Below are 23055 nucleotides of genomic sequence, written 5' to 3'. Positions count from 1 at the left end.
ACAGGCCACGGCCAAATGCGACTTGTGCACTGTTTTACCAAGGTGGCTGGATTATGATGGCCTCATGAAATTCTGGTTACGACTTGCCGTCTTGTCCACTTGCATCGCTGGTGCTTGGGCCCAACCCACAGCCCCTGACGCGACCAAGCCCGAAACCAAGTCCAAGCCAGTTGCTTCAGCGCTCAACGCGTCGCTGTTTTACCAAGTGCTGTTGGGCGAGCTGAATGTACGCGAAGGCTCGCAAGGAGCGGGCTTTTCCATCTTGCTGGACGCGGCGCGCAAAACACGCGACCCAGCCCTGTTTCAGCGTGCGGTCGACATCGCCTTGCAAGCCCGGTCAGGCGAAGCCGCATTGCAAGCCGCACAAAGTTGGAAGCGTGAACTGCCGCAAGCCACCGAACCCAACCGCTTCATCTTGCAAATCCTTCTGGCCCTGAACCGCGCTGACGAAGCGGGCCAGGCCTTGGCCGTGTCGCTCAATGACCTGCCCGCGGCAGAACATATCGGTGCGATCGCCTCGGTGCCCCGTTTGTTTGCGCCTTTGCAAGACAAGCAACGCGCCGCCGATGTGGTGGAAAAGGCCTTGGCCAAATTCGTCGGGCAAGCCTCCACGGCCGCCACCGCCTGGACCACCATCGGGCGCATGCGCCGCGATGCGGGCCAAGAAGACTTGGCCATTCAGGCCGCCCTCAAAGCCCATGCCGCCAACAAAGCGTCTGCAGGACACATTGTGTTGGGCTTGACCCTGATGGGCAGTGGCAACGCTGCCCTGTTGGCCATGCTCGAAGACGCCATGCAAGGCCCTGCCCTGCCCGATTTGCGCTTGGGCTATGCCCGCACGCTCATCACCCAACAGCTTTACGCCAAAGCGCTGCAGCAGCTGGTGACGCTCAACCAGCAGCACCCTGATTTTCTGGAAGGCTGGCTGATTCGAGGTCTCTTATTGCAAGACATGGGGCAAACACCCGAGGCGCTTCAGCACCTGAGTCACTACGTGCAGCTCAATGCTAAAAACACCGAGCCTGAAAACCAAGCGGGCCAAGCCGAAGCCTTGATGGCCCTGTCACAAATGGCGCAAAACCAAGGCCAACTGGAGCAAGCCCAAAAATGGCTGGCGCAAATGCCCCCCAGCGCCGACCCGATCAAGCTGGCCAGCCGGCAAGCGGACCTGCTCGCGCAGCAAGGTCGCATGAACGAAGCCCGCTTGGTCCTCTCCCAAATCAAGACCAACACGCCCGAACAAGCCAAGCGCAAGACGCTGGCCCAATCGCAGTGGATGCGCGAGCACCGTCAATCGTCCCATGCCTACCCCTTGCTCAAAGACGCACTCAAAGCCAGCCCCGACGATGCCGACCTGGCCTCCGAGTTGGCTTTGGTGACCGACAAGCTCCAGCGCTACGACGAGATGGAAAGCCTGCTGCGGCAGGTCATGAAAATTCGCCCCCAAGACCCGCAGGCCTACAACGCCTTGGGCTATTCACTGGCCGATCGCAATGTGCGTCTGGCAGAAGCACGCACCCTGATCGAAAAAGCCGTGGCCCTCGCGCCCAAAGACCCCTATATTCAGGACAGCTTGGGCTGGGTGGCTTTCCGGCAAGGTCAGCTGGAGGAAGCTCAAAAAGTTTTGAAAGCGGCCTACAAAGCTAAACCCGATGCCGAGATCGCTGCCCACTTGGGTGAGGTGCTTTGGGTCATGGGCAAAACCCAAGAGGCTGGCACCGTTTGGCGTGAAGGCCTGCTGCTCAAGGCCGACAACGAGACCTTGCTCGAGACCCTCAAGCGCCTGAACTTCAAACCATGATGCGCCGCGCTGCCCTGCTGCTGTGCGCCCTGGGTTTGATCGCCTGCGCCACACCCCGTACACCACCGAGCACCGCCTTCTGGTCGGGTCGCTTGGCACTGCAGGTCCAGTCCGAACCCGCACAACAATGGTTTGCCAACTTCGAGTTGCAAGGCAACGCCGATCAAGGCGAATTGTTGTTGCTCAGCCCGATTGGCACCAGCTTGGCCAAGCTCAGTTGGACACCCCGCGCGGCTCAACTCGAGCAAGGCGGCCGCACCCTGCAAGGCGCCAGCTTGGCACAGCTGAGTGAACGCCTCAGCGGCACTGCCTTGCCCGTGGCGGCTTTGTTCGATTGGTTGCTGGGCAAGCCCTCCGATGCACCTGGCTGGCAAGCTGACCTGTCAGGCCACGGCCAAGGACGCCTGACGGCGCAGCGCCTGCAGCCTTCGCCTGCGGCCACCTTGCGCATCGTGCTCGATCAATAGGCCATCGGCTCTGGTGATAATCAAGCCCATGAAATCGCTGCACGATGTTCCGGCACCTGCCAAACTGAACCTGTTTTTGCACATCACCGGTCGCCGCGCTGACGGCTACCACCTGCTGCAATCGGTGTTCATGCTGATCGACTGGTGCGACACCCTGCACTTTGAAAAACGTGCCAACGGCCAGATCTCGCGCGAAGACCTCACGTTGCCGCTGCCAGCCGATGACCTGATCACCCGCGCTGCACGCTTGCTTCAACAGCACACTGGCTGCACAGCAGGCGCCCACATCGCGATTGAAAAACGCATCCCGGCCCAAGCAGGCATGGGCGGCGGCTCCTCCGATGCGGCCACCTGCCTGCTGGCGCTTAACCGCTTGTGGGATTTGAATCTGGATTTGCCAACCCTCGAAAAGCTGGGCCTGCAGCTGGGCGCCGATGTGCCTTTTTTCCTGCGTGGGCGCAATGCCTGGGTCGAAGGTGTGGGCGAGCAAATCACCCCCATCGATCTCTTGCCAGCCCAGTTTTGGGTCATCAAACCGAGCGCCGGGATCGAAACTGCGCAAATTTTTGCTTCACCCCAGCTCCAACGTGCCACAAACCCTGCTACAATAGCGGTCTTCGCTGCAGACACATATGGCTTTGGTCACAATGATCTGCAACCTGTCGCAGAAACCCTCTGCCCTGACGTGAAGCAAGCGCTCCAAGTGCTCCGCGACGCAGGACTGAACGGCAAAATGACAGGTTCTGGCAGCGCAGTGTTTGCCCACTGCACACCAGGCTCAGCGCCGGTTTCGGTCCCAGACCACTGGCAAGTGCGCAAATGCAGCAATTTGGATGTTCACCCTCTCGTAGGTTGGGCACCCAGCGACAATTATCGGTAGGCCGCTGTTTCAGCAGTCCACCTGTGTAGGGGAGTCGCCAAGTTGGTTAAGGCACCGGATTTTGATTCCGGCATGCAAAGGTTCGAATCCTTTCTCCCCTGCCAAATACGTTCATTCGTACAGGCCCCATTTTTCTGATCGCTGGAATGCCCATGCAGCCTGCTTCTCACACCCACGACTTCATGCTGTTCACCGGCAATGCCAACCCTGTTTTGGCTGCCGAGATCGCGCACCACTTGGGCACCCAATTGGGCGCTGCCGATGTGGGCCGTTTCTCTGATGGTGAAGTGACCGTCGAGCTCAAGCAAAACGTGCGTGCACGTGAAGTGTTTGTGGTGCAGTCCACCTGTGCCCCGACCAACGAAAACCTGATGGAACTGCTGATCATGGTCGACGCGCTCAAACGCGCATCGGCTGGCCGCATCAGCGCCGTCATCCCTTACTTTGGCTATGCCCGCCAGGATCGCCGTCCACGCTCTTCGCGTGTGCCGATCACGGCCAAGGTGGTGGCCAACATGTTGCAAGCCGTCGGCGTAGACCGCGTCCTGACCATGGACTTGCACGCTGACCAGATCCAAGGCTTCTTTGATATTCCGGTCGACAACATTTACGCCTCTCCTGTTTTGCTGGGCGATCTGCGCCAGAAAAACTACGAAGACCTGATCGTTGTGTCGCCTGACGTCGGCGGCGTGGTGCGCGCCCGTGCCCTGGCCAAGCAACTCGGTTGCGACCTGGCCATCATCGACAAGCGCCGCCCCAAGGCCAACGTGAGCGAAGTCATGCACGTGATCGGCGAAATCGAAGGCCGCAACTGCGTGATCATGGACGACATGATCGACACCGCAGGCACCTTGGTCAAAGCCGCCGAAGTGCTCAAAGAGCGCGGTGCCAAAAAGGTCTACGCCTATTGCACACACCCGATCTTCTCGGGCCCGGCGATCGACCGCATCTCCAAGGGCGACGCCCTGGACGAAGTCGTCGTGACCAACACCATTCCGCTGACGGCACAAGCTGCCGCCTGCAGCAAAATTCGCCAACTGTCTGTGGCCCCGCTCATCGCTGAAACGATGCACCGGATCGCCAACGGAGAGTCGGTGATGAGCCTGTTCTCGGATCAAATCTGATCCGTTTCGGGCCACACGCGGCCTGCCGTCCAAATGGACAGGCAGGCTTTTTTGAGTCAGGGCATCACTGGTCGCGGTGAGCCCTTTGATGGAGATAGTTATGAAATTCGTCGCTTTTGAGCGTTCCAAGCAGGGTACGGGTGCGAGCCGCCGTCTGCGCAATTCCGGCCGCACACCTGGCATCGTTTACGGTTCCACATCGGCCCCTCAACTCATTGAGCTGGACCACAACGCTTTGTGGCACGCCCTGAAGAAAGAAGCTTTCCACGCTTCGATCCTCGAGATGGAATTGAATGGTCAAGCCAGCCAAGTGCTGCTGCGTGACTACCAAATGCACCCCTACAAGCAACTGGTGCAACACATCGACTTCCAACGCGTCGATGCCAACACCACTTTGCACATGAAAGTGCCATTGCACTTCAGCGGTGAAGAAGAATCCGAAGCTGTCAAGACCGACAAGTGCTTGGTCAACCACGTCGTGACCGAAATCGAAGTGGCTTGCCTGCCAGCCAACTTGCCCGAATTCATCGCAGTGGACCTCAAAGGCCTGACCAAGGGCAACTCCCTGCACCTGAACGACATCACATTGCCTGCTGGCTGCAAGCCCGTGACCCATGGCAAGAAGAACCCTGTTCTGGTGTCCGTGGTCGCTCCGGTGGAAGAAGTGGTGGCCGCTCCTGCTGCCGCTCCTGCTGAAGACGCGAAGGGCAAAAAAGGCAAGAAGTAATCTTCTCGCTTGGGGTTTCAAAACCCTGCTGCCTCAAGGCCCGCGCATGCGGGCCTTTTTTGTGCCGCTATAATCCGCACATCGCCGAGTTAACTGAACTACTTGCAGGGCGATTCACAAAACCTGCTAAAGCGTTCGCCAGGCTCCGGGTTTTCAGGGTCGGCAACGCCGATAAACCTCTGAAAATTTAGGAGCTTTTTTCATGGCCAACGATTTCCTCTTCACCTCCGAGTCCGTCTCGGAAGGTCACCCCGACAAAGTCGCAGACCAGATCTCTGATGCGATCCTGGACGCCATCTTCGAGCAAGACCCCCGCAGCCGTGTGGCCGCCGAAACACTGACCAACACCGGCTTGGTCGTGCTCGCTGGTGAGATCACCACCAACGCGCATGTGGACTACATTCAGGTTGCGCGCGACACCATCAAGCGCATTGGTTACGACAACACCGACTACGGCATAGACTACAAAGGCTGCGCCGTCATGGTCTGCTATGACAAGCAGTCCAACGACATTGCCCAAGGCGTGGACCACGCGTCTGACGACCACCTCAACATCGGCGCGGGCGACCAAGGCCTGATGTTCGGCTACGCATGCAGCGAAACCCCCGAGCTGATGCCTGCCCCCATCTATTACGCCCACCGCTTGGTCGAGCGCCAAGCCCAGCTTCGCAAAGATGGCCGCCTGCCCTTCTTGCGTCCTGACGCCAAGAGCCAAGTGACCATGCGCTATGTGGACGGCAAGCCCCACAGCATCGACACCGTGGTGCTGTCCACCCAGCACAGCCCCGATCAGTCTGAAACATCGACCAAGATGAAGGCCAGCTTCACCGAAGCCATCATCGAAGAAATCATCAAGCCCGTGTTGCCCAAAGAGTGGCTGCAAGACACCAAGTACCTGATCAACCCGACAGGCCGCTTTGTGATTGGCGGCCCCCAAGGCGACTGCGGCCTGACGGGCCGCAAGATCATCGTGGACACCTACGGCGGCGCTTGCCCTCACGGTGGTGGCGCGTTCAGCGGCAAAGACCCATCGAAAGTGGACCGCTCAGCCGCCTATGCCGCACGCTACGTGGCCAAGAACATCGTGGCCGCAGGCTTGGCCACGCAGTGCCAAGTGCAGGTGGCTTACGCCATTGGCGTGGCCCGCCCCATGAACATCACCGTCAACACCGCCGGCACGGGCGTGATCTCGGATGAAAAACTGTCAGCTCTCGTAGCCGAACACTTCGACCTGCGCCCCAAAGGCATCATCCAGATGCTGGACCTGCTGCGCCCCATCTACAGCAAGACCGCCGCCTACGGCCACTTTGGCCGCGACGAGCCCGACTTCACTTGGGAGCGCACCGACAAGTCTGCTGCGCTGCGTGCGGCGGCTGGCCTGTAAGCCACATCGCCCATCTTGAAGGAGCCGCCCACCGCAAGGTGCGCGGCTTTTTCATGTGCCTTTGCTGGCCTTCAATGCGATCGTGTATTGACCCATCGGAAACTGTATTGACCCATCGGAAACTGCACAGGTCAGGTTGCTAAAGCATAAGCCTCAGCAGGCGTTTTCATACCCAGCGCCTGATGAGGGCGCTGGTGGTTGTAAAAGCCAATCCAGTCACCAAGGACCCGACTGGCGTGTTGCAGACTCTCAAAGCGGTGGCGGTGTGCGCACTGCTCCTTGAGCGTCCTGATCACCCGCTCGACCATCCCGTTTTGCTCCAGGCTGTAGGGCGTGATGAACTCCTGTTCCAGCCCATAGCTTTTGAGCAGGGCTGTGTAGCTCCGGCTGGTGAATACCAGCCCATTGTCCGAGCGCAGCAAAAACGGCTTGGTGACTCGGCCCAGGCACCCGTCGCGAGTGATCAATGCCTGCTCCAGCGCAGCCTCTGCCGTTTTGGAACGGCCGCTGCGGCTCGGGTGCCAGCCCAGCAGTTCACGCGTGTGGCAGTCGATGACCAGCGCCAGATGAGACCAACCATCCTTGCCGGCCCAAACTCTGCACAGATCGGTTGCCCAGCGCTCGTTCGGTGCTTTGGCCACTGACGGCAGCGCTTGGATGCGTGGCCTGAAGCCCACCGGGCGCTTGCGCACTTGCCAGCCCATGAGCTGAAACACCCGCTGCACCGTGTTCTTGTTGAAGTCGAGCAGATGCGCCACCGTGCGGTAACCAAACGACGGGTTCTCTTCAATCATGGCCTTGATGGGCTTGACAAACTGCTCCTGCAGCTTGGGTTGCCCTTGGGTCTGGCGGTAAAACACCGTGCGCCGGGCCACTCCAAACCACTGGCAAAGTTTGACCAAGCCGACCTCGATGCCGTCTTCCTTCAATCCCTGCTGAAGGCCCAGGATCATTTCTCGTCCTCGTTGCCCAGCAGGGAAGCCAGCTTTTTTCTGGCGCGTAACTCCAACATCGCTTCGCCATAGGCTGATTGCAAGTCAGCCAGCTGGCGCTCGTACTGCTCCTTGATATCCAAAGGCTTGGCGCGCAGGGCGTTCTCCATACCCTTCTTGGCATCGTCCACCCACTCTTCGATCTCCGAGGGAGGCAAGTCAAACGATCGGCTGGCCTCTGCCACTGTCGTTTTGCCTAGAATGATTTCCATGACCAAGGCTGCTTTGCGCTTGGCTGTCCAGCGTTTGATGTCGTCTTCCATCAGTGTGCTCATTTGTGTTTCCTTCAAAGATAACACCTGAGCAGTTTTTCACTGGGTCAATACAGCCCGAAGCGACGCAAGGCAATTTTTTGCAAATCCAGTGCCCCGGCTACAAAGTGATTTGGGAGCGGCACACGGAATTCACCCGCTATTCCATCTTTCAGTCTCTGCCTCCTCATGCCCAATGGGGCAGCAGCTTGCCTGAGCTCACGCCCTACGTGGCCACCGGCACCGAGTGGCTGCGCAACATCCCGGGCCAAACCATCACCGCCATCCACCTGACCATGCTCAACGAGGGCATGGAGGACCCCGATGCCTTTGCCAAAGCGCGGCAATGGCTGGGCGAAGGCACCGTGATTGGCTCCAAGATGGGCCGCGCATCAGGCAGCCAGTCGCATTCGCATTTGATGACCCATCTGCGCATTGGGGCCGATGGGTTTGAGCGCATCTTGGTGCTCGCTGCACCCGACACCTCCGAGAACCGATCAGGGCGCATTGCACAAAGACTGCTGGAGCTGGAAACCTATCGGATCATGTCTTTGCTCAGCCTGCCCTTGGCGAAAACTTTGGCGAGCCAGCTGACACAAAGCGAATTGAGGCTGGTTGAAATCAACGACCGCCTTGAAAAGAAAATGGACAAGGACGAATTGCTGCTCGACGATTTGACGGCCCTGGCCGCAGAAGTCGAAAGCACCACGGCAGAAAACAGTTTCCGCTTTTCTGCGGCGCGGGCCTACGATGCGATCGTGCAGCAGCGCATCGCCGAAATGCGCGAGCAACCTTTGTCGGGCATCCAGACGGTGGGCGAATTCATGCAACGCCGATTGGCGCCTGCCATGACCACCGTGAATGCCACCTCCTTGCGCCTGTCTGCACTGGCCGAGCGCATCGCACGGGCCAGCGACCTCTTGCGTACCCGCGTCGACATCGCCAGCGAAAACCACAACCAGGAACTGCTGGAAAAACTCACCAAGGGGCAGGCCACACAGCTGCGACTGCAAACCACCGTGGAAGGCCTGTCGATCGCGGCGATTTCCTATTACGTGGTCAGCTTGACCCTGTACCTGGGCAAAGCCTTGCAGGCTTCTGGGGTGAATGTGTCGCCCGAAATGTTGGCAGGTTTCAGCACCCCCATCGTGCTGTTCGTCTGCTGGCGGATGGTGCAAAAAATCCACCGCAGCTTGCAAAGCGTCTGAAGCAAATTCAGCGCACCCCTCCAACCACAAGGTGATTCATGGATACAGGTGACGTCAAGCACTACCTTTTGGGATTGCAACACCGCATCACACAAGCGATTGAAGACCTGGACGGCCAGCGCTTTCACACCGACCCTTGGGAAAAGCCAGCCACCGACGTCTTGCAAGGCCAGGGCATCACCAAGATTCTCGAAAACGGCCAAGTGTTTGAACGCGCAGGCTGCGGGTTTTCGCACGTCACAGGCCCCCGCCTGCCGCCATCGGCCACCCACGACAGGCCTGAACTGTCGGGCGCGCCTTTTGAAGCCATGGGCGTCTCGCTGGTGTTTCATCCGCGCAACCCTTATGCCCCGACCGTGCACCTGAATGTGCGCATGTTGTCGGCCCGAACCGCCGACGGCGAGACCGTGGCATGGTTTGGTGGCGGCATGGACTTGACCCCCTATTACGGCTTTGAAGAGGATGCCGTTCATTTCCACCAAAGCTGCCGCGAGGCGCTGGCGCCGCATGGTGAGCACCTGCACCCGCGGTTCAAAACCTGGTGCGATGACTATTTCTACCTGAAGCACCGCAACGAGCAACGCGGCATTGGTGGCATCTTCTTCGACGACTTCTCCGAGCTGGGCAGAGAGAAAAGTTTTGCCGTGTTGCAAAGCGTGGGCGATGCTTTTTTAGGCGCTTATGTCCCGATCGTTGAAAAAAGAATGAACACCCCATACGGCGAGCGCGAAAGAGCCCATCAGCTGTACCGGCGCGGTCGCTATGTCGAATTCAACTTGGTTTGGGACCGTGGCACCCATTTTGGCTTGCAGTCAGGCGGGCGCACGGAATCCATCTTGTTGTCCATGCCGCCTTTGGCCAGCTGGTCCTACCAGCCCCCCTCAGAACCCGGCACGCCGGAGCACCGATTGATGCAGGACTTCATCGTTCGGCGCGATTGGCTTTGAGCCTGCCCGATCCCTCCAACACCACAACCATTGACCATGACCACACCCTTTCCACTGAGCCGACCACGACGTCTGCGCCGCGATGCATTCAGCCGACGCTTGGTTCGCGAGCACGCCTTGAGCGTGAACGATTTGATCTATCCCGTTTTTGTGCTGGAAGGCACCCACCGAAGGGAGCCGGTGGCTTCCATGCCGGGTGTCGAGCGCCTCAGCCTGGATTTGCTGCTGCAGGTTGCGCAAGAGTGTGTGAACTTGGGCATTCCCGTCATGGCGCTGTTTCCCGTGATCAGCGGCCACCTCAAGACGCCCGACGGCATCGAAGCGACCAACCCCCAAGGGCTAATCCCCCAGGTGGTGGCCACCCTCAAGCAACACTTTCCCTCACTGGGCATCATGACCGATGTGGCACTGGACCCGTACACCAGCCATGGCCAAGATGGCCTGCTGGACGAGAACGGTTACATCCTCAATGACAAGACGGTGGAAATCCTCCAGCGACAAGCGCTCACGCATGCAGCAGCAGGGGTCGACATCATTGCCCCCAGCGACATGATGGATGGCCGCATTGGGGCCATTCGCCAAGCTCTGGAAGCTCAAGGACACATCCACACCCGCATCATGGCCTACAGCGCCAAATACGCCAGCGCGTTTTACGGCCCCTTCCGCGATGCCGTGGGCTCGGCCGCCAATCTGGGCAAGAGCGATAAAAAAACCTACCAAATGGACCCCGGCAATTCGGATGAAGCTTTGCGCGAAGTGGCCTTGGACATTGCCGAAGGCGCCGACATGGTGATGGTCAAGCCCGGCATGCCTTATCTGGACATTGTTCGCCGCGTGAAAGACGAGTTCAAGGTGCCGACCTTCGCCTACCAAGTCTCAGGCGAATACGCCATGCTCAAAGCCGCGGCCCAAAACGGCTGGCTCGACCACGACGCGGTGATGATGGAAAGTCTGCTGGCCTTCAAACGCGCCGGCGCCGATGGCATCCTGACCTATTTTGCGATCGATGCAGCCCAGCATTTGTTGGCCTCCAAAGTTCACGCCTGAAATCCCATGACGTCCCATCTGATCATTGCCACCCGCGAGAGTCGACTGGCCCTGTGGCAGGCCAACCATGTCAAGCACTTGCTGGAGATGCAGGGGCACACCGTCTCTTTGCTGGGCATGACGACGCAAGGCGATCAAATCCTGGACCAACCCTTGAGCAAAGTGGGCGGTAAAGGTTTGTTCATCAAGGAACTGGAAGTGGCCTTGGCCGATGGTTCTGCGCACATTGCGGTGCATTCGCTCAAAGATGTGCCCATGGACTTGCCCGAGGGCTATCAATTGGCCTGCATTCTCGAAAGAGAAGATCCACGGGATGCCTGGGTATCGCCCCACTTTGAGAGCCTGGCGCATTTGCCCGAAGGTGCCGTGGTGGGCACCTCCAGCTTGCGGCGAACGGTGCTGCTGCAAGCGCTGCGGCCAGACCTGAAAATCGAGCCCTTGCGCGGCAACCTGGACACGCGCTTGCGCAAGCTCGATGAAGGACAGTACGCCGGCATCGTGCTGGCCAGTGCGGGCCTCAAAAGACTGGGTTTGAAGGACCGCATTCGGCATGCTTTTGCTTTGGACACCATGACCCCCGCCGCTGGCCAAGGCGCCATCGGCATCGAAATATGCGCTGACCGCCAGGACCTGCATCGCATTTTGTCCAGCTTGAACCACCTGCCCACTGCCGTGCAGGTGTACGCCGAACGAGGCGTCAGCCGAACCATGGGCGGCAGTTGCTCCATGCCCTTGGCAGCGCACGCCACACTGGCATCGGGTCAACTGTCCATCCACGCAACGTGGGGCGACCCGCAGCTGAAAAACACGCCCCTGATCCATGCGCGAGCACAGTGCACTTTGGACACTTCAGCGCCCGATGCCCTGTCGCAAGCCACCGACTTGGGCAAGCGTGTGGCGCAACAATTGATCAGCCAAGGCGCGCTGGCTCATTGACGGGGTGCCGAATTTGAACTTCCCCTGTCAGCTGGCCCAGTTTCATGGCCCCCTGAGCCGGATTGCCCCATCCAGGTGTTCAGGCAACTGACAAGGGGGCTGTGAAGAAGTCCTTGGCCTTGCGCTGCTGCGCATTAGAATGCCTTGCATATGGAGACAACTTTGGCTTCTGGCGTTCATGCTGCCCCCCCATCACGGGGAGCGTCAATTCAATGGATAGGTGTTGAGTGGCAGGGTGGCCGCTATGCCTTGCCTCTGTCCAGCATTGGCGCTGTTTTCAGGGCAGAACATGCCGAACAGCTGGCAGAAAAAAAACTCCTCGATATCGAAATTCATGCAGGAGCTGCGGTTTTTGTCAGGTCTTTCGCAGCATGTTTTGACCTGACAACTCAGGCCAAGCAAGCAGACACCGATGAAGAGCGCCGTTGGGTCGTGACACTGCTGTCGCAGGGGGCGTCGCCCATTGGGTGTCGGGTCCACCAAGTCGTGGGCCCTTTTTGGGCCGAAGCGATGGCCGATCGCGTGATGCATTCAGGACGTGATTGGTCGCTGGTAAGGCCTCAAGGCTGGGTCCATGCTTGAAGCCCGAAAACTCAGCGATGAACTTCAGCGACGTGGCCGCTTGAGCGTATGGTCTGCGCTTTCCTTGTTGAGCGCACTGGCGGCCATTTTGTTCATGTGCAGTGTTTGGGTGGGTGTGGTGTTTGGTTTGCCCCAACCAGACGCTTCGCAGGAAAAAATGGTTCAAGACCATGCCCCAGCAGTCGCGGCGGCAGGTCAATTGGTCAGGCTCCTTGGCAATGAACAAGAACTCAATGCCGACCTGTTTGAACGCTTGTCGGAACTGAGTTCGCCGCTGGAACAGTTTGCCCGCACCTCTGCCAATGGCCTGCGTGTGGATCCCCAATCCCGCGATCCTCAAGCGTGGCCAGGCCGTGCCAATTTGATTGTGGATGAGTTGAAAATTTTGGTCAGTGCCAAAGAATCCCTGCTTGGCGTTTTGAATCTGCGCGAAGCGGTCATTGGCCTTTACAAACCAAGGGGCAGCGTTAATCCTTTACGGTTCCCAGAGTTGTCTGCGACACGCGGGTTTTATTTGACATCATTGGAATGGGCGCAGGCGACCACGCCCGATTTGTCGGCACCCAAGATGACTTGGGGTTTGCTGGCCAAAGGCAAGCCTGCTTGGCGCCAACTCAACAGCCAAGTCGCCGCGTTGGCAGTTGAAGCGAAACTTGAAGATGACACGGGCCGCGGCAAAATTGCGCAAGACTTGCTGTCGTCCTTGGACAAAAGCGAGCTGTCGCAACACATCAGCCGTGCTGACGGCTCATGGACGCAAACCTGGTTGGCTCTTGAGCGCGCACGCGCCTCGCTGGAAAAGCTCCCTCCCCTGCCCATCGCCCTTCCTGAAGAAGCCCCATGGACTTGGAAGCGGCTGGCTTATCCCGGAGGTACGGCCGATGGCATACGCATCAGCGTGGCTCTTTTGCTGCTGGCGCTTGTGTTGCAAGTTGGCGGCCTTTGGGCTCGTCACAAAAACCTGCGATCACTGTCGGATCGATGGCTGAACTTGACACAGCAACTGGAAAACGCCGTTCGTGGTGTAGATGCACCACTGTCGACTGCTGCAACAAAAATCGAAACCTTGTCAGCCGACTTTTCCCTTGTCCAGGAACAACTGCGCCAGCTTCGTCAATCATGGCAATCTGTTCCAGCAGAGCACTCATTGCAAGATGATGCCTGGGCCCATGCCGCGCGCATGCAACGAGATCTGGACAGTGAACTGACGCTGCTGCGAGAAAAGCTGCTCAACATTCACCTTCAGTTTTGCAGTGGAACGACACGTGAAAATTTGGTGTACGACTTGGCTTTCACGACCGAGGCTATCGATACCATTTCAAATTCAGCACGCGACCTGGGGCGATCGATCGAATTACTTAAAGAGAGTTTGAGTCACCATGTCGCCATGGACAGCGATGAGGCGATGGACGTCGCCATTCGCCAAGTCGATGCTTTGAAAAATGCGACCAAACGCACGGCCATACAACTCCACGACTTGTCAGGGCGCCTGCAAGTGGCGGTGGAAGACGTTCCAGAAGGCCGACGTTTTGAGTTCTCTCCCACCAGAGATGAACAAGGGAGGTTGCGTGGCAATACCCCAGTTTGACCATTTGTCTTTGGTCGCCGCCGATGCCGAGCGCAGTTTGGATGGCTTGGTCCACAGTTTGCAGCGCGGCACTGCTGGCATGTCGCAAGGTGCTTTGCATTCTCGTGACTTGTCGAGCGCCTTGTCCACGATGGGCTTGGATGCTGCTGCTGGTTTGGTCGATGACGTCGGGCGACAAATGACATTGGGGCAACCCAGTGTGCTGGATGTGGCGCAAGACTTGATCCCCCTGATCGCCCAAGCGGTCAAAGACATTCAGCTCGGTCATGTGCCCGAGTCGGATGCACAAGTTGAGACCTGGGGCCCCTGGTCGTCCAAGCTTCAAGTCTTGGTGTCACGTGATGCCGTGCCATTGAATAATTTTGAAGCCGTGGTGCCCAAGGCGTCTTCGGCGCCATTACCCGCCCCCGATCCGGAACCCGTGGCCTCGGCTGCCATCTGGCCAGCGCCAGCCTCAGATGATGTGCCAAGCGCTTCTGTCGTCACTGAGGCCGATCCAGGCTTTCGTGCTCTGCGCATGCACGGCCTGAACCTCATCCAAAACGCGCGCATCGTCAACCAACGTGATGACGAACGAACTGTCCGTCAAATGGATGCACTTCTGAGCGAACTCCAGGACTGGTCTTTGCGTGTGGGACAACAGCCCTTGTCACGATTGTTCTCTCAGGCGAGTTCGGCCGTCGCCGATGTTTGGCTGGACGCAGTTGTACTGGACCGTCTCGAGCCACTGCGCGCCCTGAGTTTGCGAGCCACACAGATACAAGCACAATCGCGCAGTTTGATCATCTATGTCGAATGGCTGGGCCTCAGCCTGTCTGACGAGGAATACCAGCAAATCGGGCGTTGCCTTCGCGTGGTCTGCGGCCAGATCAAGCGCATCGATCAGGGTTATCGACTGGTTTTCCCAAGTAGCCTCACGCGCATGCGGGTGATCCCCTTCATCCTCAAAGGACAGCGTTATGCCGTTGGTGGGGCGCAGTTCCTACAGTTTCAGGCAGACACAAACGAGGCGGGTGCCGCAGGCAGCCTCATCCTGCGCTCAGGTTTAGACAGCAAATCTTTGCAGGTTGACCGCGTTTTGCCTGCAGAAAACATGAACCTTTTTGAACTGCCGCAGGGCATCGATCGGCCAGAATGGCTGTCCGGCGTGGCCCTGGATGGGGCTGGCGAGACTTATTTTTGTGTAACCCCTCAATGAAATCCTTGGACCTTGTTCGTGTGTTGGTGGCCTTGTTGAGCTGCCTGACTTTGCCATCCCAAGCAGGATGGACGCCCCAGACGCGCGATTCGGTTCAGCGATTTTTGTCTGCCCACCCCTCTCTAGAAGGCCGGACTTTCACGGTGGAATGGGCCGATCCCAGGGTGGATTTTCCGATTTGCGAACATGCGCCTCGAGTGACTTTGCAAGGCCGTGAGCGTGCCTGGGGACAGGTTTTTTTGAGTTTGCGTTGCGAAGCTGGACGACCTTGGACGCGTCCGGTGAGTATTTATGTGGCCGTCAAGGGGCGTTTTTTGATTGCAGCTCAGCCCTTGCGGGCAGGCCAAGCGCTGATGCCCGGAGATTGGCAGTGGGCGAATGGTGATTTGGCCAAATTGGGTGAGTCGGCCATGGATGATCCCGAACAGCTCAAGGGCATGGAGTTGATTCGCCCTCAACAGGCCGGAAATCCATTGCGATTAAACGATTTCCGATCAATGACCGTAATCAAGTCAGGCGATCAGGTTCGAGTGACATTGCTTGGGCGTGGATTTGCCGTCAGTGCCACAGGTCAGGCTTTGGCTGATGCATCTGCTGGTGGTACAGTTCGGGTTCGTACAGCAGAAGGAAAAATTCTGCAAGGCACAGCGGTTTCGTCTGGGTCGGTAGAGGTTGTGCTGGAATAAGGTCAAACATGGTTCTCAAAATCAACGATGTTCGAGGATTGGGTCAAGCGCAGGCACCAAGCCTGAGCGGCGGCTCGTCTGCTGCACCTTCGAAACCCGCCGACAGCGGCAAGTCCGAACCTGCGGCCCGCATCGGCCTGAGCGAAGCAGCCAAGTCCACCCAAGCATTGCCTTTGGCAGTGGCAGCCGACACGCCGGACATGGCTTTGGTGCAGGAGATCCGCGAGCGCATTGCGCAGGGCACCTTCGAGATCGATTACCAAAAAGTGGCCAACAACCTTCTGGGCAATGCCGTAGCGGCCGTCCGTGCTGGCCACCGCTGAATCTGGCTGTTCATGAGTGCTGTTGCCTACGACCTGGTGGAGCAAGTTGCACAAGCTGTCGCTCAGTTGCGCAGCACACTTGAAAAACACGAATTACCTGGCCTTGAAGCGGCCATACTCAACACACAAATGGCCTTGCAGGCCTTGGACAAGCATCCTGGTGGTGTGGCGGGCTTGCGTCAGCTGATAGCCACTTTTCCGGCAGACCAGCAAAAACAACTCAATGATCAACTGGAGCAGGCCAGGCAGGATCATTTGCTCAACGGTGAGTTGATCCGATTGGCCTTGCAGCGCAATGCAGCTTTGCAAGCCTACGCAGCCCAGTCTTCTGCTGCGGCGACCTACTCCAGTGAGGGCGGGGTGTCTTTCCTGGGTGGCGGCCAGTTGCTCGGCAAGTTCTGAACGCGGCTCAAATCAATTTATCCACGCCCAACAAGGCACGTATCGAGATCATCGCTTGCGTGTGCATTTGACTGATGCGACCCGGCGTCAGGTCCATCACAACGGCGATTTCCCTGTAGGACAAGTCTTCTTGGTAATGCAAAGCCATCATCAAGCGTTGTTTTTCAGGTAAATTTTTCAGCACTTCCACCAGTTGCCCGAGAAATTCATGGCCTGCCACTTTCTCGAGTGGGTCGGCAAACGGGTCTGAGGGCAGCAAATTCTCAGGCACATCGTCAATGGGCAAAACATTCACCAACGTGTCGATCACCTGGAAATAGTCGTTCATGCCCATGCCTGCAGCGGCAGCAATTTCTTGCTCGGAAGGTAGCCGCCCCAACTGCTGCTCAAGTCGCTGTGTGATCTTTTCCAACTCATCGAGACGGTCGCGTTGGTTGCGCGGCAAGATGTCTTCTTTGCGGCAGGCATCGTAAATGGCACCTCGGATGCGCATGCTTGCATAAGCCTCAAAGCTCTGGTTTGGCTGTGGTTTGTAGCGTTGCAAAGCATCCAGCAGGCCTGTCATGCCTTCTTGAATCAAGTCATCCAACATGACATTGGCCGGCAGACGCGAGCCGATGTGTCCAGCAATTTTGCGCACCAGGGGTTGGTACTGCTTGAGCTGTTCACCAAGGTCTTGCTGGTACTTCGGAGGCATCTCAGCCGATCAACAAGTGGTGCATCAGCAAATCGGTCAGGTCTGGCGTGCTGGTCCAAGCACTGGACAGCGGCGCAGACATCAACTTCGCGTCCACTGACCCCAACAATTTCACGGCTTTGTCCAAATGAGCGCTGGCGGTTTGCTCGATCCATTTAGTCCCATTGGCCAAGCGCGTTTTAGAGCCCACCAGCACCACACTCCAGGAAGCCGCAGGGCATTGGGCTTGCGCCAATTGCATCCAGCCCATGGTCTGTTGCAAAGCCGGTGCATCACATTCGGTGATCACGGTGTAATGCAGTGTTGAAGCATAGTGAGGCAAGCTCTGCGTTTGGTCAGCGCCACCCGAGACGATCACGGAGTCGAAACGTATGCCGCTGCTCAACAGACGCTCGGCCAGAACAGGCGTTGGGTGTGCAATGCGCGCAGTGTGCAAAGACAATCCGTACCACAGCGCAGATGACAAAGGCGTCACCCCTTGGTCGAGTGCCACATGGTTTTGCAGACTTTTGGACAAATCAAACTTCACTTTGCAAGGCAAGGGCCAAGACTCTCTGTCCGTCAAGCCGATCTCATCGACCCACATCACGGTATGCCCTCGCTCGGCCAGATCCTTGCCCAGCCCTTGTGCCAGAGGCAGGCTCAGGGCAGGCCGTGCCGGGCAATGCAGCACATGGACTGGCGCAGCTGCATGACCAAATAAATGTCTCAGCCCCGTGGCTTGGTCTTTGCCATCCAGTGTTTGCGCCGTATCCATCACGAAGTTTTCACCCAGTCGTTGAGTTGATCGGCCATCAGAAGCGGAATGTGCTCATCTGGAATTTCCATGCGGTTGGACAGCACGCGGGGATGCAGCGCACGGTGGCACAGATAAGCCGTGTTGGCTTGACTCAAGTCCTCAGGAACGCGTTGTCCGTTGGCCAGAAACATCAAGGGCAATTGGTGGCGAATCAGGCAATCGAGCACTGGACCAATTTGTGCGGCCTCATCGGTCTTGGTAATGATGGCCGCGATCAAGGCGCGGGTTTGCTCGTTTTGCGCCGCTTGTTGATGCATCAAGATCACATCTTCCTGGGTGCGCAGATCGGTTGTGCTGCTCATCACCAAAATGCGCTTGAGTGCAGGCGCACCTTCATGCAACAACTGTGATTGCTCGAGCATCTGGATGTCACGCTGGCTCACGCCTGCGGTATCCAACAAGATGACACGGCGATCACCCATGCTGCTGAGCTTGGCTGCCAAATCATCGCTGTCACGCAGCGACACCACGGGCACGCCAATGATCTTGGCGTAAACCTTCAGCTGCTCTTGAGCGCCGATTCGGAACGTGTCGGTGGTCAGCAAAGCCAATTGATCTCGCCCATAACGCAGCACGCAGCGCGCTGCAATTTTGGCAATGGCCGTGGTTTTACCAACGCCCGTTGGACCGATGAAAGCAAAAATACCACCGGGATCAAAGACCGACAGAGGCTCCAGCGTTTGGATCTTGGGCTCCAGCAAGGTTTGCAAGCGATCGACCAACCGCGTATCGGGCGTTGCTGGCTGAGCCATCAGGCCATCCGCCAGTTCTGCGCACAGCTGAGGAGAAAACCCTGCATTGAGCAACACTCTCAAGGCCTCGGCCTTCTCACTTGACTGTGCCTGCAGATCGTCCCATGCACGGGCGGACAAATGCGTTTGCAACAGTTGCTTGACCTGTGAAAACTCAGCCAGCAATTGCTCAACCTGCATGTCTGCCGTACTGGGTTGCGCTTTTGTGCGAGGGGCTGTGTTCGCCGGCTCCAGATCAAAACCCGGGGCTTGACTGTCGGGCGCGGGCCATGCACCGGGCGCTGCGGGCGATACCGCAGACAGCACCGGCTTGGCTGCGGCAGCGGAGACGTTGTCATCTTGTCGCTGAGACAATTTGCTCAGCGCCTCCGGGGAAATGGCCACAATTTCCACACCTTGTGCGGTGTCCCGGGTGGACAGCACCATCGCATCGCCCCCCACTTGCTGGCGCACCAGCTTGAGCGCTTCGGTGGTGTTGGCTGCAATGAATTTCTGGGGGCCCATATCTCACTCCACATTTATGCCGGACTGGCTTGAGAGCACAAAAAATGCTCGAAACTCAGCTGCGTGTCCAGCGGCAATTCGGTCAGGGCCAGCACATGGGCCTGGCTGCGTATTTTTTTGACAATGCGCGCAAACGTCAGACGGGTGCGCGGGTTGCACACAATGACGGGCGGCAAATTCTTGGCCTCCATGGCATCGACATGGGTTGAGATCTCTTGCACCAGCAAGCGCATCAGTGAAGGCTCGATCACGCCATCTGGGGCCACAGGCGCCGCACCAATGGCTTGCTCGATCAAACGTTCAAACTCGGGCTGAACACCCAAGACACGGGCCTGAGCACTTTCACCCAAGGCTTGCTGCACGATGGTGCGGCGCAATGCCTGGCGCACCATGGGCAAAATGTCCAAGGGCTCAGCACTCTTGGGGGCATGCTCTGCCGCCACCTCAAGGATGGTGCGCAAATCTTTGACCGGAATACCTTCTTCCAAAAGCAACTGCAACAAGCGCTGCAAAAGGCCCAGCGTGACCACCTTGGGCACCACCTCTTCCACCAGCTTGGGAAAGCTCCCCTTGAAGTGGTCAAGCAGTTCCTGCGTTTCCTGGCGTCCCAACAATTCATGCGCATGGCGGTGGATCAAGGTGTCCAGGTGCGTGGCCATCACCACTGCTGGCTCGACCACCGTGTGACCACGGCTGATGGCCACTTCGCGCGCGCCGCGCTCAATCCAGGTGGCGGGCATGCCAAAAGATGGGTCACGCACCTGCAAGCCTGGCATGGGCTCCACACCCTCGGGGGCGATGGCCAGCAAGCGATCGGGCAGGCACTGACCACGGCCGACCTCGCCGCCATAGACCATGAAACGGTAGGTCTCCGCAGGCAGCTGCAAGTTGTCGCGGATGTGAACCGACGGTGTGAGAAAACCGACATCGCTGATGAACTTACGGCGAATGGCCCGGATGCGCTTGATGAGGTCACTGTCTTCGCCCTTGTCCACCAGGGGGATCAAGCGGTAAGGCAACTCCAGACACAAGGGCTCCACCACGGGCACATCGGCCCAACCCAATTCCTGGCGGGTGGCTTCGGTTTGCGTCTGCACAGCAGATTGATTGGCTGATCTGAGGGCTTTGCGTCGGATCAAATAGGCCAGCCCTCCGAACAGCAGACCAAAAGCCAAGAAAGTCAGGTGCGGCATGCCCGGTAACAAGCCCAGCAAGCCCAGGACACCACCGGCCACCAACAAAGCGCTCTGGTTGTTGCTCAGTTGCTTGGACAACTGCTCTGAGAAATCGTCTTCGGTGGCCACGCGGGTGACCAAAATGCCAGCCGCCGTCGAAATGATCAGCGCCGGGACCTGGGCCACCAAGCCGTCACCAATGGTCAGCGTGCCATAGACCGTGAGCGCCTTGCTGAAACTCAGGTTGTGCGCGATCACGCCGGTCACCAGACCACCGATCAGATTGATCAACAAAATCATGATGCCGGCGATCGCATCGCCGCGCACAAATTTGGAGGCGCCGTCCATGGAGCCAAAGAAGTCGGCTTCCTGAGCCACTTCGGCGCGGCGTTGTTTGGCCTCTTCCTGCTTGATCAGGCCAGCGTTCAGGTCAGCGTCGATCGCCATTTGCTTGCCGGGCATCGAATCCAGGGCAAAGCGCGCCGACACCTCGGCCACCCGACCCGAACCCTTGGTGATCACCACAAAGTTGATGATGGTGATCACAATGAAAATCACCACCCCCACAGTGAAGTTGCCGCCGATCAGGAATTTGCCAAACGCCTCAATGACCTTGCCTGCCGCATCGGTGCCCGAATGTCCTTCCAGCAACACAATGCGCGTGGAGGCCACGTTGAGCGACAACCGCATCAGCGTGGTGACCAGCAACAGGGTGGGAAAGGACACAAAGTCCTTGAAATTCTTGATGTTCAGCGCCGCGATCAGCACCATGATCGCCATGCCAATGTTCAAGGTGAACAACAAATCCAGCAACAAGGCGGGCAAAGGCACCAGCATCATCACCAAGATGAGCAGCACCATCACCGGCACAGCGGCCTGGGCCGTGGGCAAGCGCAGCCCCCCGAGTCTGGACAAGAAAGAGTTCATCTATAAGTTCAATTTTCTTGATATTAGCAATTTATTGAACTTGAAACGACGAAAAGCGACATTTCCCAACATAAAAGGCTAAACGCTTTGCAGGGGATGGCCGTAACGGTAGCTGAGGGCACTGAAAAGGAGCCCGCAAACCCTTTGCGAAGTGGTCAGTGGGCGACTGGTGCCTGTGAGGTTGTTTTGTGCGTAAGCAATCGCAGCATATTGCGGGCTGGGCAAAAACAGGTGTTCTGCAGTGCCTGGAAACTGTGTGGCGACATGGCTCAAGCTGCCCGAGGCGCCTAAACAAAGTTGATTTCCCTGGCGTGTTGCGTCGGCGGACAAACAAACAGCCTCGTTGCTGTGAAGCGTCTGCACTCGGTAAGACGCAAACAAGGTCATGAACAGATCACCCCATGCACGGATTTGATTGGGCATCACGCTGATGCATGGCGTTGTTGCGGGATTGGTGTTGAGGTTACTCAGTGTCGACTTTGGACAAACTGTGGCAATGCCCACACTGTTGGTGGTGATGGCGGAGTAATAGGCACTGAAGATCGACAGGGTCACACCCGTCACATAGCAGTCGGTTCGGGCACCTAAATCTGAACCGCGTTGAAAGCAGACTTGACCCGTGGACGTGGTGATGGGCGCAGGTGCGGGGGGGGACGGTGTTGGCGGGACGACGGGATCGATGGGTGGCTCTGGTGGCAAATTCAAGAGCGTTCGCGCCGCTGAAGTGATGTGCAAACCTGGCTTGGTCACATCAAAGCCTGTGACGGTGAGATTGGAGCCAGTGGTCAGGGCTTGTTGAATTTGTGTCGCGCTGGCATTGGGCGCAGCTGTGCTCAACGCTGCGACTGCACCTGAAACCAATGCGGTGGCTGGCGACGTGCCTCGCAAACTGGCATTCCACGACTGTCCGGGAATCGGCAGATTGTAGGGACCGCCGATGGCAAAAATATCCACCAAATTGCTCACATTGGAAAAAGCCGCTACACCTTGGGCACCCAAAGTGGAAGCCCCAACTTTGACAGCAGTGCTGATGCATGCTGGAAATGCAATCGATCCCCTGAGGCCTTCGTTGCCGGTCGCGACCATGGTGAGGACCTGGGCATTTTTGAGTCGATTCATGACATTCACAAAAGGTCGCATTCCGGGCGCATTGTCACAAGATTGCGCATAAGAGCCGCCGCCCAGACTCATGTTCACAGCGACGATCGGAGGGAGATTGTTTTGTCGGCGCAGCTCCGCTTGTGCAGCCACCCAATCGAGTGCCATCAAAATGTCTGTCCCACCAGCCGTCACGCCACCATTGACCAATCGAAACACTTGAACAGGCAAGATGCTGGCACTTTTGGCTATGCCTCCTTCTGTTTGGTTGAGCACACTGCCCATGGCCGCAGCACCTGCCATCGCAGTGCCATGACCGCAAGCGCCAACGTTGGCTGCCGAGCTTCCTGCTGGGAGCACTTGTGTGCACGGTTGCCCCGCATTGGCACTGAGCAAATCTTGCGCTTGTTGGTTGGGACAGAACCCCATCTGATTGACCGAAGGTGCAGGAGCCAGACGTGTTGAAAAACAGGTGCCTTGCACTACGCGGCCATTCAAAGCCGAATGATTGGCTTCTGTGCCGGTGTCCAGCACAGCCACCAAACGGTTAGCGCCTGAAA

At 57.9% G+C, this 23055-nt stretch carries 23 protein-coding genes and 1 tRNA gene; 16 read left to right on the top strand and 8 right to left on the bottom strand.

Annotated elements, in window-relative coordinates:
* Positions 1-64 precede the first annotated feature (64 nt).
* The 7 genes from QLQ16_RS12665 to metK all read left to right on the top strand — a co-directional run bounded on the left by QLQ16_RS12665 (position 65) and on the right by metK (position 6383).
* Positions 65-1801, top strand: coding sequence for a tetratricopeptide repeat protein (locus QLQ16_RS12665; protein WP_283225020.1), 1737 nt, complete (start codon positions 65-67; stop codon positions 1799-1801).
* Positions 1798-2268: a lipoprotein insertase outer membrane protein LolB gene (locus QLQ16_RS12660; protein WP_283225019.1), complete on the top strand. Its 471-nt coding sequence runs from the start codon at positions 1798-1800 to the stop codon at positions 2266-2268. The genes QLQ16_RS12665 and QLQ16_RS12660 overlap by 4 nt, the downstream gene beginning before the upstream one ends.
* 28 nt (positions 2269-2296) lie before the next feature.
* Complete coding sequence (ispE, locus tag QLQ16_RS12655) at positions 2297-3148, top strand: 4-(cytidine 5'-diphospho)-2-C-methyl-D-erythritol kinase (protein ID WP_283225018.1); 852 nt, start codon at positions 2297-2299, stop codon at positions 3146-3148.
* 27 nt (positions 3149-3175) lie between these two features.
* Positions 3176-3252 (top strand) — tRNA-Gln (locus QLQ16_RS12650).
* Between the two features lie 42 nt (positions 3253-3294).
* Positions 3295-4272, top strand: coding sequence for a ribose-phosphate pyrophosphokinase (locus tag QLQ16_RS12645; RefSeq protein ID WP_431310417.1), 978 nt, complete (start codon positions 3295-3297; stop codon positions 4270-4272).
* Between the two features lie 100 nt (positions 4273-4372).
* Positions 4373-4999 carry a 50S ribosomal protein L25/general stress protein Ctc gene (locus QLQ16_RS12640; protein WP_283225016.1) on the top strand — a complete coding sequence of 209 codons (627 nt, stop codon included), beginning with the start codon at positions 4373-4375 and terminating at the stop codon, positions 4997-4999.
* 202 nt (positions 5000-5201) lie between these two features.
* Positions 5202-6383, top strand: a complete 1182-nt coding sequence (gene metK, locus QLQ16_RS12635; protein ID WP_283225015.1) for a methionine adenosyltransferase — start codon at positions 5202-5204, stop codon at positions 6381-6383.
* 131 nt (positions 6384-6514) lie between these two features.
* Here metK and QLQ16_RS12630 read toward each other — a convergent pair whose 3' ends face one another.
* Both QLQ16_RS12630 and QLQ16_RS12625 read right to left on the bottom strand, forming a co-directional pair.
* Positions 6515-7336 carry an IS3 family transposase gene (locus QLQ16_RS12630; protein ID WP_283225014.1) on the bottom strand — a complete coding sequence of 274 codons (822 nt, stop codon included), beginning with the start codon at positions 7334-7336 and terminating at the stop codon, positions 6515-6517.
* Positions 7333-7650, bottom strand: coding sequence for a DUF1153 domain-containing protein (locus tag QLQ16_RS12625; protein ID WP_283225013.1), 318 nt, complete (start codon positions 7648-7650; stop codon positions 7333-7335). The genes QLQ16_RS12630 and QLQ16_RS12625 overlap by 4 nt, the downstream gene beginning before the upstream one ends.
* Between QLQ16_RS12625 and QLQ16_RS12620 the strand changes: the two genes are divergently transcribed.
* The 4 genes from QLQ16_RS12620 to hemC are packed head-to-tail and all read left to right on the top strand — an operon-like array spanning position 7641 to position 11764.
* Complete coding sequence (locus QLQ16_RS12620; RefSeq protein WP_348534219.1) at positions 7641-8834, top strand: DUF3422 family protein; 1194 nt, start codon at positions 7641-7643, stop codon at positions 8832-8834. The genes QLQ16_RS12625 and QLQ16_RS12620 overlap by 10 nt on opposite strands.
* A gap of 38 nt (positions 8835-8872) precedes the next feature.
* Positions 8873-9781, top strand: a complete 909-nt coding sequence (gene hemF / locus QLQ16_RS12615; protein ID WP_283225011.1) for an oxygen-dependent coproporphyrinogen oxidase — start codon at positions 8873-8875, stop codon at positions 9779-9781.
* Between the two features lie 36 nt (positions 9782-9817).
* Entirely contained in the window at positions 9818-10828 is a 1011-nt protein-coding gene (hemB, locus tag QLQ16_RS12610; RefSeq protein ID WP_283225010.1) for a porphobilinogen synthase, read from the top strand.
* Between the two features lie 6 nt (positions 10829-10834).
* The gene (hemC, locus tag QLQ16_RS12605) at positions 10835-11764 is read left to right on the top strand and encodes a hydroxymethylbilane synthase (protein ID WP_283225009.1); all 930 of its coding nucleotides are present in this window, start codon (positions 10835-10837) and stop codon (positions 11762-11764) included.
* Positions 11765-11968: 204 nt separating this feature from the next.
* Here hemC and QLQ16_RS12600 read toward each other — a convergent pair whose 3' ends face one another.
* Positions 11969-12295 carry a hypothetical protein gene (locus QLQ16_RS12600; RefSeq protein WP_283225008.1) on the bottom strand — a complete coding sequence of 109 codons (327 nt, stop codon included), beginning with the start codon at positions 12293-12295 and terminating at the stop codon, positions 11969-11971.
* A 208-nt stretch (positions 12296-12503) separates the two neighbouring features.
* Here QLQ16_RS12600 and QLQ16_RS12595 point away from each other — a divergent pair, with 208 nt between their 5' ends.
* From QLQ16_RS12595 to QLQ16_RS12575, 5 genes are read left to right on the top strand one after another with little or no spacing between them, the layout of a single operon-like run.
* The gene (locus QLQ16_RS12595; RefSeq protein ID WP_283225007.1) at positions 12504-13934 is read left to right on the top strand and encodes a hypothetical protein; all 1431 of its coding nucleotides are present in this window, start codon (positions 12504-12506) and stop codon (positions 13932-13934) included.
* Positions 13915-15132: a hypothetical protein gene (locus tag QLQ16_RS12590; protein ID WP_283225006.1), complete on the top strand. Its 1218-nt coding sequence runs from the start codon at positions 13915-13917 to the stop codon at positions 15130-15132. Before QLQ16_RS12595 ends, QLQ16_RS12590 begins: the two co-directional genes overlap by 20 nt.
* Positions 15129-15818, top strand: coding sequence for a flagellar basal body P-ring formation chaperone FlgA (gene flgA, locus QLQ16_RS12585; protein WP_283225005.1), 690 nt, complete (start codon positions 15129-15131; stop codon positions 15816-15818). The genes QLQ16_RS12590 and flgA overlap by 4 nt, the downstream gene beginning before the upstream one ends.
* 8 nt (positions 15819-15826) lie before the next feature.
* Entirely contained in the window at positions 15827-16141 is a 315-nt protein-coding gene (flgM, locus tag QLQ16_RS12580) for a flagellar biosynthesis anti-sigma factor FlgM (RefSeq protein WP_283225004.1), read from the top strand.
* 12 nt (positions 16142-16153) lie between these two features.
* Positions 16154-16543, top strand: coding sequence for a hypothetical protein (locus QLQ16_RS12575; RefSeq protein WP_283225003.1), 390 nt, complete (start codon positions 16154-16156; stop codon positions 16541-16543).
* A gap of 7 nt (positions 16544-16550) precedes the next feature.
* Here QLQ16_RS12575 and QLQ16_RS12570 read toward each other — a convergent pair whose 3' ends face one another.
* The 5 genes from QLQ16_RS12570 to QLQ16_RS12550 all read right to left on the bottom strand — a co-directional run bounded on the left by QLQ16_RS12570 (position 16551) and on the right by QLQ16_RS12550 (position 23035).
* Positions 16551-17240, bottom strand: a complete 690-nt coding sequence (locus QLQ16_RS12570; RefSeq protein WP_283225002.1) for a FliA/WhiG family RNA polymerase sigma factor — start codon at positions 17238-17240, stop codon at positions 16551-16553.
* Position 17241: 1 nt separating this feature from the next.
* Entirely contained in the window at positions 17242-17997 is a 756-nt protein-coding gene (locus QLQ16_RS12565; RefSeq protein WP_283225001.1) for a hypothetical protein, read from the bottom strand.
* Positions 17997-19295: a flagellar biosynthesis GTPase FlhF gene (gene flhF / locus QLQ16_RS12560; RefSeq protein ID WP_283225000.1), complete on the bottom strand. Its 1299-nt coding sequence runs from the start codon at positions 19293-19295 to the stop codon at positions 17997-17999. The genes QLQ16_RS12565 and flhF overlap by 1 nt, the downstream gene beginning before the upstream one ends.
* Before the next feature lie 14 nt (positions 19296-19309).
* On the bottom strand, positions 19310-21397 hold the full coding sequence (gene flhA / locus QLQ16_RS12555) for a flagellar biosynthesis protein FlhA (protein WP_283224999.1): 2088 nt from the start codon (positions 21395-21397) through the stop codon (positions 19310-19312).
* Positions 21398-21475: 78 nt separating this feature from the next.
* Complete coding sequence (locus QLQ16_RS12550) at positions 21476-23035, bottom strand: S8 family peptidase (protein WP_348534220.1); 1560 nt, start codon at positions 23033-23035, stop codon at positions 21476-21478.
* Positions 23036-23055 lie beyond the last annotated feature (20 nt).

This window comes from Limnohabitans lacus, assembly GCF_030053395.1.
GTDB lineage: Bacteria > Pseudomonadota > Gammaproteobacteria > Burkholderiales > Burkholderiaceae_C > Limnohabitans_A > Limnohabitans_A lacus.
The sequence above is the reverse complement of the archived record's forward strand: the minus strand, read 5'-3'. Positions and strand labels throughout refer to the sequence as shown.